This is a genomic window from Alistipes sp., from assembly GCF_048465635.1.
In the GTDB taxonomy this organism is placed as follows: domain Bacteria; phylum Bacteroidota; class Bacteroidia; order Bacteroidales; family Rikenellaceae; genus Alistipes.
The window spans coordinates 12,613-28,000 of the sequence record NZ_DBFWLF010000011.1 but is presented as its reverse complement, the minus strand read 5'-3'; the positions used below and the strand labels follow the sequence as shown (position 1 = coordinate 28,000).

The following is a 15,388-nucleotide window of genomic DNA, read 5'->3' as shown; positions in this document are numbered from 1 at the left end:
ATGAATACCACCCCCGACTTCGGGCAGCTCGCCGCCGAAAGCCGCGACGAACTGCTCAACAACGTCCTTCCCTTCTGGCTGAAACACTCCCTCGACCGGGAGTGCGGAGGTTATTTCACCTGCCTCGAACGCGACGGCAGCGTCTTCGACACCGACAAGTTCATCTGGCTCCAGGCGCGCGAGGTATGGCTCTTCGCCATGCTCTACAACAAGGTCGAAAAACGGCCCGAATGGCTCGAATGCGCCATCCACGGCGCCGAGTTCCTGCGCCGCTTCGGCCACGACGGCAACTACGACTGGTACTTCTCGCTCACGCGCGACGGCCGGCCGCTGGTCGAACCCTACAACATCTTCTCCTACACCTTCGCCACGATGGCCTTCGCCCAGCTGAGCATCGCCACCGGAAACGAGGAGTACGCGCTGATCGCCAAGCGAACCTTCGACCGCATCCTCTCGAAGCGCTCCAACCCCAAGGGCCGGTGGAACAAGTGCGTGCGCGGGACGCGCCCGATGAAGGACTTCGCGCTGCCGATGATCCTCTGCAACCTCGCGCTCGAGATCGAGGCGCTGATCGACCCCGCCACCCTCGACCGCACGATCGAGGAGTGCCTCCACGAGGTGCTCGACGTCTTCTACCGGCCCGAGCTGGGGCTGATCGTGGAAAATGTCGCGGCGGACGGTGAGCTGCTCGACACCTTCGAGGGGCGGGTCATCAACCCGGGCCACTCGCTCGAGGCGATGTGGTTCATCATGGACCTCGGCGTGCGGCTCCGCCGCCCCGAGCTGATCGATCAGGCCGTGAAGATCGCCCTTCGGACCATCGACTACGGCTGGGACAAACAGTGGGGCGGCATCTTCTACTTCCTGGACCGGCTGGGACACCCCCAGCAGCAGCTCGAATGGGACCAAAAGCTCTGGTGGGTGCATATCGAGTCGATGATTACGATGATCAAGGGCTACCGGCTGACCGGATCGCAGGAGTGCCTGGCGTGGTACGAGCGGCTGCACGACTACACGTGGTCGCACTTCAAGGACCCGGAGCACGGCGAGTGGTTCGGCTACCTCGACCGCCGGGGCGACGTGCTGCTGAGCCTCAAGGGCGGCAAATGGAAGGGGTGCTTCCACGTGCCGAGGGGCCTGTACCAGTGCTGGCAGATTCTCGAACAATGCAAATAAGCTGAATGATGAAAAGATTATATCTGCTCGCGGCCGCGCTTCTCTGCGCGGGGAGCCTCATGGCCCGGACCGTGACGGTCAGGGGACGCGTCAGCTGCGGCGATAAGGGGATCGCCGGCGTGGTGGTCACCGACGGCGAGCACTTCGCCGCGACCGACGCCCGCGGGCGCTACGCGCTCGAAGCCGACGATGAGAACCGCTTCGTCTACCTCTCCGTTCCGGCCGGTTACCATGCCCCGGTCGAAAAAGGGGTGGTGAAACACTACCTGCCGATGCCCTCGGGAGGCGGCCGCTGCGACTTCGCACTCACCGCCGCCGGCGATGAGACCCGCCACGGATTCATCGCCATCGCCGATCCGCAGATCTGGGCGCGCAAGGAGTTCCGCCTGCTGGGCGAAGCGGCCGACGACATCGCCGCGACGGTGCGCGAATACCCGGACCGACCCTTCTTCGGCATCTGCTGCGGCGACATCGTTTCGCACGACCACGCGCTCTACGGCGAGTACAACGACGTGATGGAGCGGACGGGCATCGCGTTCCGCAACGCGATGGGCAACCACGACATGAAGGTCTACGGCCGCTCGTTCGAGACCTCGTTCGAGGCGTTCGAAGCGACGTACGGGCCCACCTACTACTCGTTCAACGTCGGCAAGGTGCACTACGCGGTGCTGAACGACAACTTCTTCATCGGCCGCGACTACTTCTACATCGGCTATCTCGCGGAGCGGCAGCTGCGCTGGCTGGAGCGCGACCTGAGCTACGTTCCCGCGGGATCGACCGTGGTGGTCTGCTTCCACATCCCCTCCACCTGCGAGGAGCAGGACCGCAAACAGTTCAAATACCAGACGGCGGGTCTGACGATGACCAACCACCGCGGGCTTTACGCCATCCTGAAGCCCTACCGGGCGCACATCCTCTCGGGACACACCCACACCACCTACAACCAGCGGATCACCGATTCGCTCTACGAACACGTCATCCCGGCGCTCAGCGGCGCGTGGTGGCAGGGCGAACTGTGCACCGACGGCACGCCGCGCGGGTACGGGGTCTTCACCGTCGACGGCAGCGAGATCACGTGGTACTACCGTTCGACGGGCCGGCCGGCCGACTGTCAGATGACGCTTTACGACGGGCGCGACTTTGCGCAGTTCGACGGCTTCGTCGTGGCGGACATTTGGGCCAGCGACCCCGCCTGGCGGGTGGAGATGTTCGTCGACGGCCGGAGCGCCGGTGAGATGGAACGCTTCGAGACGTACGACCCCGCCGCGCAGCGCATGTACGCCTCCACCGAACACATGGACCACAAGTGGATCTACCCCTCCAAGTCGGACCACTTCTACCGCCTGCCCCGTCCGGAAGCGGGCCGCATCGAGGTGGTCGCCACCGACCCCTTCGGCCGGGAGTATCGCCAGACGTTGAACGCAAACCCCGACCGGTGATGAGACGACTCTTAGCTTCCCTTCTGACCGCCCTTGCGGCCCTCTCCTGCTCCGCTCCGGAGCGCTACGACGTGGTGGTCGTGGGCGGAGGAACCGCCGGCACGGCCGCCGGCATCCAGGCCGCGCGGCTCGGAGCACGCACGCTCGTGGCGGAGGAGAGCCTCTGGCTGGGCGGCATGCTCACCGCCGCGGGCGTGAGCGCCACCGACGGCAACTACCGCCTGCGCGGCGGGCTGTGGGCCGAGTTCCGCGACTCGCTCGAAGCGCATTACGGCGGCGCCGAAGCGCTCAAGAGCGGCTGGGTGAGCAACGTGATGTTCGAACCGAGCGTCGGCAACCGCATCTTCCAGAACATGGTGCGGCGCGAACGGCAGCTCGACCTCTGGCTCGACACGCGGGCCGAAGCGTTCGAACAGCAGGCCGACGGCAGCTGGATCGTCACGCTCACCAAGAGCGGCGAGACCCGCCGCGTCGCGGCCCGGACGCTGATCGACGCCACCGAGCTGGGCGACGTGGCCCGGACGGTGGGCGTCGCCTGCGACAAGGGCATGGAGGCGCGCAGCCTCACGGGCGAGGCGATCGCCCCCGAAAAGAGCAATTCGATCGTGCAGGATCTGACCTACGTGCTGATCCTCAAGGAGTACGGCCACGACGTCACCATCCCCCGCCCGGCGGGGTACGACCCCTCGCGCTTCGCCTGCTGCTGCATCAATCCGCACTGCGTCTCCCCCAAGGAGCCTCACCGAATGTGGAGCGCCGAGAAGATGATTACCTACGGGCGTCTGCCCAACGGCAAATACATGATCAACTGGCCGATCGAGGGCAACGACTACTATGCGGACCTGATCGACCTCGACAGCGCCGGGCGCGCCGAGGCCGTCCGCCGGGCCAAAGAACATTCGCTCGCGTTCCTCTACTTCCTCCAGACCGAGCTGGGCTTCCGCACGCTGGGCATCGCCGACGACGAGTTCCCGACCGAGGACGGCCTGCCGTGGATTCCCTACCACCGCGAATCGCGCCGCATCCACGGCGCGGTGCGATTCACGCTCGACCATATCACCGAACCCTACGACACGCCGCAGCCGCTCTACCGCACAGCGATCGCCGTGGGCGACTACCCCGTCGACCAGCACCACACCCGCTACTCGGGCTGGGAGGCGCTGCCCGACCTCTACTTCCATCCGATCCCCTCCTACGGCGTGCCGCTGGGGGTGATGCTGCCCGAAGGGCGGCGCGGGCTGATCGTGACCGAGAAGTCGGTCTCGGTGAGCAACCTGGTCAACGGCTCCACGCGCCTGCAGCCCGTCGTTCTGCAGATCGGACAGGCCGCGGGCATCCTCGCGGCGCTGGCCGCCGAGCAGGAGTGCGACGTGAGCGAAGTCGCCGTGCGCGACGTGCAGCAGGCGGTGCTCGATGCAGGCGGCTACCTGCTGCCCTACCTCGACCTGCCGCCCGCCGACCCGCGCTTTCCGGCCATGCAGCGCATCGCTGCCACGGGGATTCTCCGGGGACACGGCGCCCACGTCGGCTGGGAGAACCAGTCGTGGTTCGAGGCCGACAGCACCCTCACCGAAGCCGTGCTGAGCCGCGGGTTGCACGAGGTCTACCCCGCGATCGTACCCGGCGAATCCGCAGCGGAAGTCACGGCCCGCTCGCTGGCCGCTCTGCTCGCCCCCGCGACCGGACAAACGCCCGAGGCGCTGCTGCAAGCGATTCAAAGCCGCTGGAGCGAACTGCTTCCCGCGGCGTTCGATGCGGCGCGGCCGCTGACGCGGCTGGAGTGCGCCGTGGTGATCGACGCGCTGGCCGACCCGTTCCGCACCGTTCCGGTCGGCATCGACGGACATTACCTCCACGAAGAACCCAAAAACGCATAACGGATGAAAAAACTGGCAATACTGCTTGCCGCCTGCTGCGCGCTGGCGGCATGCGCTCAGGAGAAACCCCTGAAACCCAAATGGATGTGGTTCGACTGCTCGGCCAACTGGGAGCGGCTGAGCTGCCCCGATTCGATCCGCTACTACGTCGGCAAATGCCACAAGGCGGGCATTACGGCCATCGTGCTGGACGTCAAGGGCACGGCGAGCGAGGTGCTCTTCCCCAGCCGCTTCGCGCCCCAGCTCAAAGAGTGGAAAGGCATCGTCCGTCCCGATTTCGACTTCGTGGGACTCTTCGCCGAGGAGGCCCACGCCCGCGGCATGGAGCTGTACGGCTCGTTCAACGTCTTCGCCGAGGGCAGCGGCGTCTTCCGCCGCGGTCTGCTCTACGACACCCATCCCGAATGGCAGGCCGTGAACTACCTCCCCGGCAAGGGGCTGACCCCGCAGCTGGAGATCGCGGACAAGCAGGTGCTGTTCGCCAATCCGCTGCTCGATGAGGTGCAGCGGCACGAGATCGACCTGCTGAAAGAGTTCGCCACCTCGTTCCCCGTCGACGGGGTAATCCTCGACCGGGCGCGCTACGACAACATCCAGTCCGATTTCTCGGACGCGTCGCGCAAGGCGTTCGAAGCCTACGTCGGCGAGGCGGTGGAGCGCTTCCCGGAGGATATTTATGAATGGCAGGCCGCTCCCGACGGGAGCTGGCATCGCGTCGAGGGGAAGTGGTTCAAGCCGTGGATCGAGTGGCGCGCCTCGGTGATCTACAACTTCTTCCGCCGCGCCAAAGAGGAGCTGAAGGCCGCGGCCCCGGACGTGAAGTTCGGAGCCTACACCGGAGCGTGGTATCCCTCCTATTACGAGGTGGGCGTCAACTGGGCCAGCCGGGAGTACGACCCCTCGCAGGAGTTCGACTGGGCGACGCCCGAATATAAGAATTACGGCTACGCCGAGCTGCTGGACCTCTACACCAACGGCAACTACTACTGGAACGTCACCATCGACGAGTACCGCGCCTCGAACGGGCTGCACCGGAACGAGACCGACAGCGAATTTTCGAAGGGCGACCACCTCTGCGTCGAGGGCGGCTGCCGCTACTCGCGCAAGCTGCTGGGCGACAATCACTTCCTGGGCGGCATGTACGTCGAGGATTACAAGCGCGACACCGTGCAGTTCAAACGCGCCGTCGAGATGAACCTGCGCGAATCGGACGGCCTGATGATCTTCGACGTGGTGCATATCATCAACCGCGGCTGGTGGGGACCGCTCCGCCGGGCCATCGAAGCGGGCGAGCAGTAACCCGGAAGCCATGCAACGACTGTTGATCCTCTGCCTGACGGCGCTCGCATTGCTGCCGGGCTGCTCGGGGCGGACCCAATACCGGGCCGATGCGCCCGAGATCGAGTACGTGGGGCGCACGCAGGCCGCCGCCGACGGTTCGGTCAGCTTCGACTGGAGCGGCACGTATCTTTACTGCCGTTTCACGGGCGGCTGTCTGGCCATGCGCGTCTCCGACACCGGGCGCAACTACTACAACCTCTCGATCGACGGGAAGCCGCAGCCGCGGCCGATCGTCACCGAGGGGCGGGATTCGCTCATCGTGCTGGCCAAGGACCTCTCCTACGGCGAGCACCTGGTCTGCCTCCAGAAACGGACCGAGGGGGAGCAGGGACGCACGACGATCCATGCGTTCGAGCTTTCGTCCGGAGGCGAGCTGCTTCCCGCAGCGGCCCGCCGGGAGCGGCTGATCGAGTTCATCGGCGACTCGCTCACCTGCGGCTTCGGGACCGAGGGCGCGTCGAAAGACGATCCGTTCCTCCCGCAGACGGAGAACTGCAACTACGCCTACGCCTGCATGCTGGCGCGGCTGTTCGACGCCGACTACACGCTCATCGCCCACTCCGGGCGCGGGCTGGTGCGCAACTACGCCGATCCGCAGCCCGTCTCGGCGGGCGGCACGCTCAACCACCGCGTCGGCAACCTCTTCGACGAGTGCGACTCCATCCCGTGGAACTACGCCGCGGCCCGGCGGCCCGACGCCGTGGTCGTCAACCTCGGTTCGAACGACTTTTCGACGCAGCCCAACCCCTCCGCCGAACAGTTCACAGCGGGCTACCAACGGCTCGTGGAGCATCTGCGCCGGGTCTACGGCGACGTTCCCGTCGTGTGCGTCGCCCCGCGGGTGAACGACGAGGTGCTGCAATACATCCGCGAGTTCGTCCGCCGCTCGGGCGACAAGCGGCTCTATGTGGCGGCCTTCATGCAGGATTACTGCAACGGCAGTTCCGATCTGGGTTCGTGCGGCCACCCCAACCGGCAGGGGCAGCGCAAAATGGCGATGCTCATCGCCCCCTACCTCTCCACGGCCACGGGCTGGGAGATTCCCTGCCGGGCGGTCGAGTGACCGACCGAAGCGGGAATGCGCTAAAACGGGAACGCGACCGAAGCAGGACCGGAATTTACTCCCCGCGAAGCGGCTGCCCCCGCGCCGCCCCGCGGTCACGGCCCATCGCCGGCGATGGAAACGATCAAAAACAGCCTCAAAATGAGGTTGTTTTTTTATCATGCCGGCTCAACTTGCTGAAAAATGATTACCTTTGCTCCGTAAATCCGTCTTTTTAAGACACTTTTCGGAGATCATGAAATCTTCTGGCTGTCTCTTACCTGCTGTAACTTCCCCCATTTTGCGGGGGGGGGATTTGCGGTAGCACGTCCCGTCTTCGCGGCAGCCGATTCCGCCAACCGCTCCGGTAACCCTCTTTCCAGACGCTCTGTTCAACGACCGCCCTTTATCGGCGGCCGTCTTTCGGCATGGACCCGATCGTTCCCGGTTCCGGCACTTTTCCCTTCGGAACGGACCCCGTTTGCGGACGGGGACCTTTGCGCCGCTCATCCATTTATCCACTTTAAATCCACTTACTTTATGAAGAACCTTTTCCGATTGTTCCGGACGAAGAGCCTCGCAGCGCTGGTCTGCCTGCTCGCCCTGTCCATCCTCACGGTCTCCTGCGACGAGGACGATCCCCCGCGCATCGCCCTTTCCGCGCAGGAGCTGACGTTCGGCTTCGAAGCCGCCGCGCAGACCGTCCGCGTGGAGACCGACGGCGCATGGAGCGCCCGGATCGTTCCCGCCGAGGCCGCCGCATGGTGCAGCCTATCGCTCACCGGGTCGGACCGTGCGGAGAGCGTCAGCGTCTTCGTCGACGCCAACCTTCCCGCAGGCGACCGGACTGCGGAACGCCACGCCACGATCGTCTTTGCGATCGACGGCCGGGGCGGCAACACGAGCACCACGCTGCACGTAACACAGGGTATCATGCCCGAACGGAACTAACCTCAAAACAGGAAAATCATGAAAAAAGAGATTATCCTCGCCCTGATGCTCATCGTGGCTGCACCCGCAGTCCGGGCGCAAAAGATCGCGGTCAAGACCAACCTGCTGGAATGGGCCGCTCTGGGAACGATCAACGCCGGCGCCGAATACGCCTTCACGGACCACTGGTCGCTGGAGGCCGACATCGCGTGGAACCCCTGGACCTTCTCCCGCCAGCGCAGCGCCAAATGCTGGGGCGTGCAGGCGGAGGGCCGCTACTGGCTCTGTCAGAAATTCTACGGTCACTACTTCGGTGCGCACGCCCAGTACGGCAACTACGACTGCGGCCTGTGGAAATACCGCTACGACGGCTATCTCTACGGTCTGGGGATCTCCTACGGCTACGCCCTGCCCATCGCACGCCGGTGGCGTCTGGATTTCAACCTCGGTGTCGGCTACAACCGGATGGGCTACGACAAGGATGCCCGCGAGTACCGCACGGGTGACGTGGAGATGTTCGGCCGCGAGCACCGCAACTACTGGGGCATCACCCGCGCAGGCATCAACCTCGTGTTCATCATAAAATAGGGTAAGATGAAACTTTTATACGCTATCCGTTTCTCCGTCGTGCTGACCCTTGCCGTCCTGGTCGCCGCACAGGCCCGGTCGGAGGCCGGTCGGCTGCCCCGGATCGCACACTATGCCCTCGAGCGGGAGGGCGATTCGCTCCGGGTGGAATTCACGGCCGAGCTGCCCGCCAGGTTCCTCCGCAGCAGCGAAGCCTATGTGATGATTCCCGTGCTCACCACCCCGCAGGGCGACCGGATGCTGCCCGCCCTGTCGGTCGAGGGAGGCCACTACTACCTGGCGGCCCCCGGACGCGATCTGGCTGCGGAGCATGTGCGCTGCACGCGCGACACCCTGACGGCGGTTTACCGCCGCACGATTCCCGCCACTGCGGAACTCAGCCGAGCCGGGCTGCGCGTGGATGCGGTCTACCGGACCCTCTGCCCCTGCGACAAGGGGCGTGAGGCAGGCTCCGAGGTGCTCATCGCCGGCATACCCGACCTTTCCGCCTATGCCGGACGCACGCAGATCCTCTACTACATTCCGGCCGATTACACCGAAGCTGGAACCTATGCGCACGACTTCGGCGGCCGGTCGGTCTTCCCGCCCAACGGTTCCACGGTGGACAGGAACGTCTTCGATCCCGCCATGCAGGAGGTCATCGCCGGATGCGAGCGGATTAAAAACGACACCGCCGTCGCCATCCGCAGCATCCGCATCGAGGTGGCTTCGTCGCCCGACGGTCCGTATGCCTATAATAAATACCTGGCCGACGCCCGCGCCGAAAGCGTCCGCACCCGCCTGCGGGAAGGATTTCCGGATGCGGACGGACCGATCGTCTCGGTGACGGCCGAAGCCGAGAACTGGGAGGCTTTCCGGCTGGCGCTGCCCGCTTCGGACATCGACGACAAGGCCGCCGTGGGACGCATTCTCGATCAGTATGACGACCCGGACGCCCGGGAAGCCGCCCTGCGCGCACTGCCCGAATGGCCTGCGGTCTACCGCATCTTCAACCGTTCGCGCAACTGCCGGATCGTCCTTTCGTACGACGTGCGCAAGCGTCACCCCCACCGTTGCGCGACGACGGAAAACGGGCTCGTCGAGACGCGCCTGAACGCTCCCTGCGGCTACATCACGGCGCAGGAAGCCGCCCGCATCGCCTCCATCGACGGGCGGGCCGCCCACCTGAACAACCGGATGGTCGCCTGCATGGAGAGCGGCGACGATGCGGCGGCCCTCGCGTGCGCCGGGCAGATTTCCGATGAGGAGCTCTGTCCCGTCATCGCGGGCAACAAGGCGGTCCTTTACAGCCTCACGGGCGACGGACAGCGTGCCGAGAGCTATTTCCGTCTGGCCGCGGGCGTTCCCGCCACGGACTACAACCGGGGCGTCGCGGCGCTCAACGCCGGCAACGAAGCCGAAGCAGCGGAACTGCTGGCCCCCTACACCGATAAAAACTAATCAGCACAAGCAATCATGAATACCATTCTGAAAAAAATAGCCCTGCTGTCGGCCCTGCCGGCCCTTGCCGCCGGATTCACGGGCTGCACGGACGACGATGCGCAAAGCGTCTCCTCCTCGCAGCAGCACATTATCCTGGAACAGACCGAGACGCACCGCCTGTTCGAAATCCGCTCCAACACGGCGTGGAGCGCCGCGTGCGTCGCCCTGAACGAAGACGGCATCGCAGTCGCCGAGCCGTGGTTCATGCTCACCCCGAGCGAGGGGCTGGGAACCACGCAGGTGAACCTCGACGTTATGGACAGCAACCTGACGGACAAGACCCGCAAAGGCCGCATCGTGGTAACGTGCGACGGAGGCGAAAGCTACGTGATCGACGTCGCACAGCGCGGGCTTACGGAGATCGAGAGCTACGTGACGCCCCAGCGCTTCGGGCTTCCGGCTGCGGCTTCCGCAGCCAACGCCTTCACCGTCGGCGTCGCCAACCGCGAGGCGAAGATCACGGCCGTGCTCAAAACGACCGACGCCGTCTGGCTGAAGAATCTCCGCAAAGCCTACGACCTCTCCTACGGTTACTCGCGCAAGGAGAACTGGACGTTCGATCTGGACGCCAACCTGATGAGCGATGCGCGCACGGCAACGATCGAGGTGACGGTCGTGTTCGGGTACAACACCTACAAACACCTCATTACCGTAACCCAGAACGGCCTGGGTGCTCCGGCCGTCAAGACGGCGACGACCGTCTACATGAACTGCGCCCAGACCGCGCACCGGCAGACCATCTGGACCGAGGGCGGCAACAGGAGCAACGTGGAGTACGAGGTGACGTGGACTTCCGCCTGTCCGGGCGTCGGCAATACGGCCGGATGGATCACCGGCGCCTCGGTGACGGGCGAAGAGCTGGCCATCACGGCCGATCCCAATACCGACGACGACAGCCGCGAAGGGTCGGTGATGATCGTTGCGCACCGTCCGGGTGCTGCCGACGAAGGGCTGTATGCGACGCTGAACGTAAAGGTCGTGCAGGCCGGACACAAGGCCGCGGGCATCGTGGTCCCGGTTGCGGAGGCCGTGCACCCCTACCCCGGAGCGGCCTATTCGCAGCCGATCGTGCTGCTCAACGGGTCGGCGGTGGAATCGGTTACGACCAACGACGAGGCCATGTTCGCCCGAACGCCGTCGGTAAGCGGCGGCATGCTCGCCTACACGCTCAACGCCTACGACGGAGCGCAGGGCGACTACCGCGAGGGAATCGTTACGATCGTGGTGGCCAACGGACATTCGAACAAGGCCGCAGGCGCCATCACCGTCAGGCAGTATGCGCCCGGCATGCCGCAGATCGGCACGATGCTCAGCCGTCTGACGCTCTCCTACGAAGCGCAGTCGGGCGTCCTGCCGCTCAATCCCGAAACGGGAACGACCGTTACCGTCGTCGGTAAACCCGACTGGATGACCGCTCCCGCCGTCGGCGTCCCCGTTACGGAGCTCGCTTACACGGTCACCGAATGTACGTCGACCGTCGCACGCGAAGGGGTCGTCACGCTCAAAGCGGCCAACGACCACGTGAACGCCGTCTACTACTACCTGACGGTTTGCCAGCAGGCCGCCCGCATCCCGACGCTGAACGTCCCGGCCTACTTCGGCATGGGCTGCGAGGCAGTCGACGGAGCGCTCATCCCGCTCAACCTCCAGGGCGGAACGATCACGGTCGAATCGAGTGCGGCCTGGCTCACCGCCGCACCGGTTGCCGACGGCATCACCCTCGCGGCGACGGCCAACACGGCGGCTGCAGCGACGAACTACAAGCGGGAAGCCCTCGTGACGATCCGATACACCAAGAACGGCTTCACGTCCTACTACTACATCAACGTCTGCCAGTACGCCCGCGACATGGCCTACCTGACGCCTCAGGCAGTCTCCATGACCCACCGGTCGACGGCCAGCGTCTACGGACGCTACGGCTCCGCCACCGTTACGATCGCCAACATCCCCGGCCCCGCCGAGGTCGAGGTCACCAATACCGGAACGACCGGAAACTTCTACAACCTGACCCGGACGCTGGGGATCACTTCGCGCACGCACGCCAATACGGAACCCGGCTTGAAGTTCGAGATTTCGGTCAATCCGAACCATACGATCCTCGTGGATCACGATGCGGCCATGGTGTCGTTCAACCCGAACGCCGCTTACGGCAATTCGACCTACCGGGAGACGTTCAATACGGACCATCTGGTCAACAGCGCGACGATCCAGGTCAAGGTCAACGCCTATCCCTATGTGCAGCATCTGACCCTCCCGTGCACCTGTACCTGCACGGAATTTTACAACACGGGGCTTTAGCGCTCCCTTCCCCGAAACGACGGCGGCAGCATCGAATGATGCTGCCGCCGTTTTTGCTTTTCGAAGCCGGAACCTGCTTCCGGAAATCTTCCGGGCGGGGCCGCTACCCTTTGCGCTTGTAGCGCGAGGGGGAGGTTCCCGTATGCTGCTTGAAGTATTTGCCGAAGAAGGACTGGGTCGAGAAATTGAGGTGGTAGGCGATCTCCTGGATGCTCATGCCCGAATATTTCAAGAGCGCCTTCGCTTCGAGGATCACCGATTCGTCGATCCAGCGGGCCGCGGTCTTGCCGCTCACCTCCTTCACGACCGACGAGAGGTATTTGGGGGTGATGCTGAGCTGTTTGGCGTAGAACGCCACGTTGCGCTCGCGCTTGCTGTACTGTTGCAGCAGCGACATGAACTCGTCGAAGAGCACCTCGCAGCGCCCCTGCTTGATGCCCGCGGGTTGTTCGCGCTGGTTGATCTCCGTGATGATGTAGAACGCCGTGGTGAAGAGCGTGCGGATGATCTCGTGGCGGTAGCGCTCCTTGTCGCTGCGGAGCATGGTCTTGATGAGCTGGAACAGCTGGCGGATCTCCTCCACGTCCTCGGGGCGTACCTCCAGCACGGGGGCCTTGCCGAAACGCATGTAGACGGGCAGCGAGGTCGAAAGGTCGATCTGAATCTCGTTGACGAACGATTTGGAGAACGCCAGGAAGTAGGCCGCGGCGTTGGCCGAGCACTTCACCGTGCGGATGATGCTGTCGGGATTGAAGAAGACGATCGTGTTGGGGCGGACCGTGTAGTTCTGCATGTCGATCGAGACGGTGGCCTCGCCCGCCATCATGATGATGGCCGAGAAGCCGTCGATCGAAGCCGGGTAGCTCGACGTGGTGTTTTTCGCAACGTCGAGCGTGGTGATGACCAGATCGTCCGACAGGTAAAAAACATCGCTCATCTCCTTTTTGATCCGGGAGATGGAAACCTTGCGCAGGCCCTCGCGCCCGCCGCGTGTCGTCTTATTATCCGCCATAAGCAACAACTTTACAGACAAAAGTAACAAATTTCGGCAGAATCCGCAAGCCCCGACCGATAAAATCGGCCGGATCGGCATGCACCCCAAGCAGAAACGGCCGCCGGGCGCTTTCCCGGCCGCTCCGGCTGCACGGTCTTTCCACTCCGCCGGCTTCCTGCCGCCTCCGGCTCTCTCGCCTCCCTACTGCCCGGCTACTGCCGCGGGCAGCGCATGCGCAGCGCACCCGCCAGACACTCGATATGCAGCGGGAACTCCGCACCGGGCTGTCCGTCGACATCGGTCGGTTCGTTGACCGTCGAGACGATGTCGATCCGCTGCGCCCGGATGTGGCGGACGATCTTGGGGTTGCCGCCCATCAGGTAGCGGCCCATCGCCACGGTCGAGCGCAGGAAATTCCGCTTTTCGAGCATGAGGCAGTCGAACAGCCCGTCCTTGACCGACGAGCGGCGCGCCAGGCGGAAGCCGCCCGCGGTCTCGCCGTTGAAGATGAGCACCATCAGCGAGTTGAAGTCGAACGCCTCGCCGTCGGCCACCACCTGCAGCGGCACGGCGTGCATCGAGCGGAACTCCTTGACCCCCTCGATCATATAGGCCAGCTTGCCGATGCGGTGCTTGCGGCTGTCGGGCGTGCGCTGCGAGGTGGTCGTGAAGATGCCGAAGGAGAAGATGTTGACGAAGTAGGTTCCGTTCACCCGGCCGCAGTCCACGCGGTCCTCCTCGCCCGAGGCGATCTGCCGGGCCGCCTCCAACGGATCGCGCGACATGCCCAGCGCCCCGGCAAAGTCGTTGGCGGTCCCCGCGGGAATCACCCCCAGCGGGATGTCCAACCCGCGCCGGCGCATGGCGTTGACCGCGAAATTGACCGTTCCGTCGCCGCCCGCGACCACCATCAGATCGATCCCCTCGTTGCCCTCGAAGGGGTCGGCCGCGAAATCGATCGCCTGCGGACGGACCGCATACCCGTACTCGGCGAACAGGGCGCAGATGCGCTCCACGCTGCGCGCGATGCGCCCCTTGCCCGAACGGACGTTGTAGAGAAACACGGCTTGTTTCATATCCCTGTCACTTCATGATCGAATCCTGCATCGCGGGGGAGATCCACTCCTCGTAGCTCCCGTCCCCGCCCGCGAGGATAAAATAGACTTTCACGCCCGGCATGCGCTCCACGGCCGCCAGCGCATCGTCGGCCCCCATGGCCAGGAACATGGTTCCCAGCGCGTCGGCCTCGGCGCAGGTCGGTGCGGCAACGGTGACCGACAGCAAGCGCGACACGGCGCTGCGGCCCGTGCGCGGGTCGATCGTGTGGGCCACCTTGTTCCCCGCGTCATCGAGGTAGAAGCGGCGGTAGTTGCCCGAGGTGGCCAGCGCCCCGTCGTGCAGCCGGACCCGCTTCTGGAGGTATTCGCCGTTGGTCATATTCCCGTCGAAGGGGGTCTCGATACCGATGCGCCACCCCTCGCCGTTGGGGTTCACCCCCCGGCAGCGAACTTCGCCGCCAATGTCGACCAGGTAGTTCTCGGCCCCGAACCGCTCGACCAAAGCGGCCAGCAGATCGACCGTATACCCCTTGGCGATCGAGTTGAAATCGAGCTGCACGCGCGGGTCCGCCTTCACCAGCCGCCCGTTTTCGACGCGCACCTTTTCGCGTCCCACGAAGGCGAGGATCGAATCCACGTTCGGATGCTCCGTGCGCTCCCGCCCGGCGAAGCCCCACGCCTCCACGAGCGGCATGACCGTCACGTCGTAACGGCCGTCGCTCAGTGCGCCGATGCTGTCGGCCAGACGGAGGTTGAAGGCGATGTGGCGGTCGACGCTGTCGGTCTGATTCCGGTTGAGCCTGCTCAGCAGCGAGGTCTCGTCGAAGATCGACATGGAGGCCTTCGCCTCGCGGTCCAACTCCATCGCGGCGGCGTAGAGGTCGCGCTGCGTGACCCCGCGCACGTCGGCCACGATGTGCATCGTGGTGCCGAGCATCGTTCCGTCGACCGTCAGGTAGGCGTCCGCCCGCCGGGCGCAGCCCGCCAGCAGCAGCGCCGTGAAGAGGCAGCAGGAGATTTTCATGCGGATTGTGATTTCTATTCGGGAACAAAATTACTACTTTTTGCCGTATCCGGACGGGACCCGCCCCAAAAAGAAAATAATTTTTAATTTTTAATTCTTAATTATTAATTATTTCGTACCTTTGCGCCACGCTCTGGCG

12 protein-coding genes are annotated in these 15,388 nt (G+C 64.5%); 9 read left to right on the top strand and 3 right to left on the bottom strand.

The window, feature by feature from the left end; translation table 11 throughout:
• The 9 genes from ACMO9O_RS04600 to ACMO9O_RS04560 all read left to right on the top strand — a co-directional run bounded on the left by ACMO9O_RS04600 (position 1) and on the right by ACMO9O_RS04560 (position 12,173).
• Positions 1-1,176, top strand: a complete 1,176-nt coding sequence (locus ACMO9O_RS04600; RefSeq protein WP_418982480.1) for an AGE family epimerase/isomerase — start codon at positions 1-3, stop codon at positions 1,174-1,176.
• 8 nt (positions 1,177-1,184) lie between these two features.
• Positions 1,185-2,615, top strand: coding sequence for a calcineurin-like phosphoesterase C-terminal domain-containing protein (locus ACMO9O_RS04595; RefSeq protein WP_418982479.1), 1,431 nt, complete (start codon positions 1,185-1,187; stop codon positions 2,613-2,615).
• On the top strand, positions 2,615-4,492 hold the full coding sequence (locus ACMO9O_RS04590; RefSeq protein ID WP_418982478.1) for an FAD-dependent oxidoreductase: 1,878 nt from the start codon (positions 2,615-2,617) through the stop codon (positions 4,490-4,492). Before ACMO9O_RS04595 ends, ACMO9O_RS04590 begins: the two co-directional genes overlap by 1 nt.
• Before the next feature lie 3 nt (positions 4,493-4,495).
• On the top strand, positions 4,496-5,791 hold the full coding sequence (locus ACMO9O_RS04585; protein WP_418982477.1) for an alpha amylase family protein: 1,296 nt from the start codon (positions 4,496-4,498) through the stop codon (positions 5,789-5,791).
• A 10-nt stretch (positions 5,792-5,801) separates the two neighbouring features.
• Positions 5,802-6,896 (top strand): SGNH/GDSL hydrolase family protein, encoded by a 1,095-nt coding sequence (locus tag ACMO9O_RS04580; protein ID WP_418982476.1) that lies wholly within the window; start codon positions 5,802-5,804, stop codon positions 6,894-6,896.
• A 519-nt stretch (positions 6,897-7,415) separates the two neighbouring features.
• On the top strand, positions 7,416-7,826 hold the full coding sequence (locus ACMO9O_RS04575) for a BACON domain-containing protein (RefSeq protein ID WP_418982474.1): 411 nt from the start codon (positions 7,416-7,418) through the stop codon (positions 7,824-7,826).
• An 18-nt stretch (positions 7,827-7,844) separates the two neighbouring features.
• Positions 7,845-8,393, top strand: coding sequence for a DUF3575 domain-containing protein (locus ACMO9O_RS04570; protein WP_418982473.1), 549 nt, complete (start codon positions 7,845-7,847; stop codon positions 8,391-8,393).
• A 6-nt stretch (positions 8,394-8,399) separates the two neighbouring features.
• Positions 8,400-9,833 carry a hypothetical protein gene (locus ACMO9O_RS04565; RefSeq protein WP_418982472.1) on the top strand — a complete coding sequence of 478 codons (1,434 nt, stop codon included), beginning with the start codon at positions 8,400-8,402 and terminating at the stop codon, positions 9,831-9,833.
• 15 nt (positions 9,834-9,848) lie between these two features.
• Positions 9,849-12,173, top strand: a complete 2,325-nt coding sequence (locus tag ACMO9O_RS04560; protein WP_418982471.1) for a BACON domain-containing protein — start codon at positions 9,849-9,851, stop codon at positions 12,171-12,173.
• A gap of 103 nt (positions 12,174-12,276) precedes the next feature.
• Here ACMO9O_RS04560 and ACMO9O_RS04555 read toward each other — a convergent pair whose 3' ends face one another.
• The 3 genes from ACMO9O_RS04555 to ACMO9O_RS04545 all read right to left on the bottom strand — a co-directional run bounded on the left by ACMO9O_RS04555 (position 12,277) and on the right by ACMO9O_RS04545 (position 15,249).
• Complete coding sequence (locus ACMO9O_RS04555; protein WP_418982470.1) at positions 12,277-13,185, bottom strand: AraC family transcriptional regulator; 909 nt, start codon at positions 13,183-13,185, stop codon at positions 12,277-12,279.
• 194 nt (positions 13,186-13,379) lie between these two features.
• A complete protein-coding gene (locus ACMO9O_RS04550) occupies positions 13,380-14,243 on the bottom strand; it encodes a diacylglycerol/lipid kinase family protein (RefSeq protein ID WP_418982468.1) in 864 nt (287 codons plus the stop codon).
• 7 nt (positions 14,244-14,250) lie between these two features.
• Positions 14,251-15,249, bottom strand: coding sequence for an FAD:protein FMN transferase (locus tag ACMO9O_RS04545; RefSeq protein WP_418982466.1), 999 nt, complete (start codon positions 15,247-15,249; stop codon positions 14,251-14,253).
• Positions 15,250-15,388: the final 139 nt, after the last annotated feature.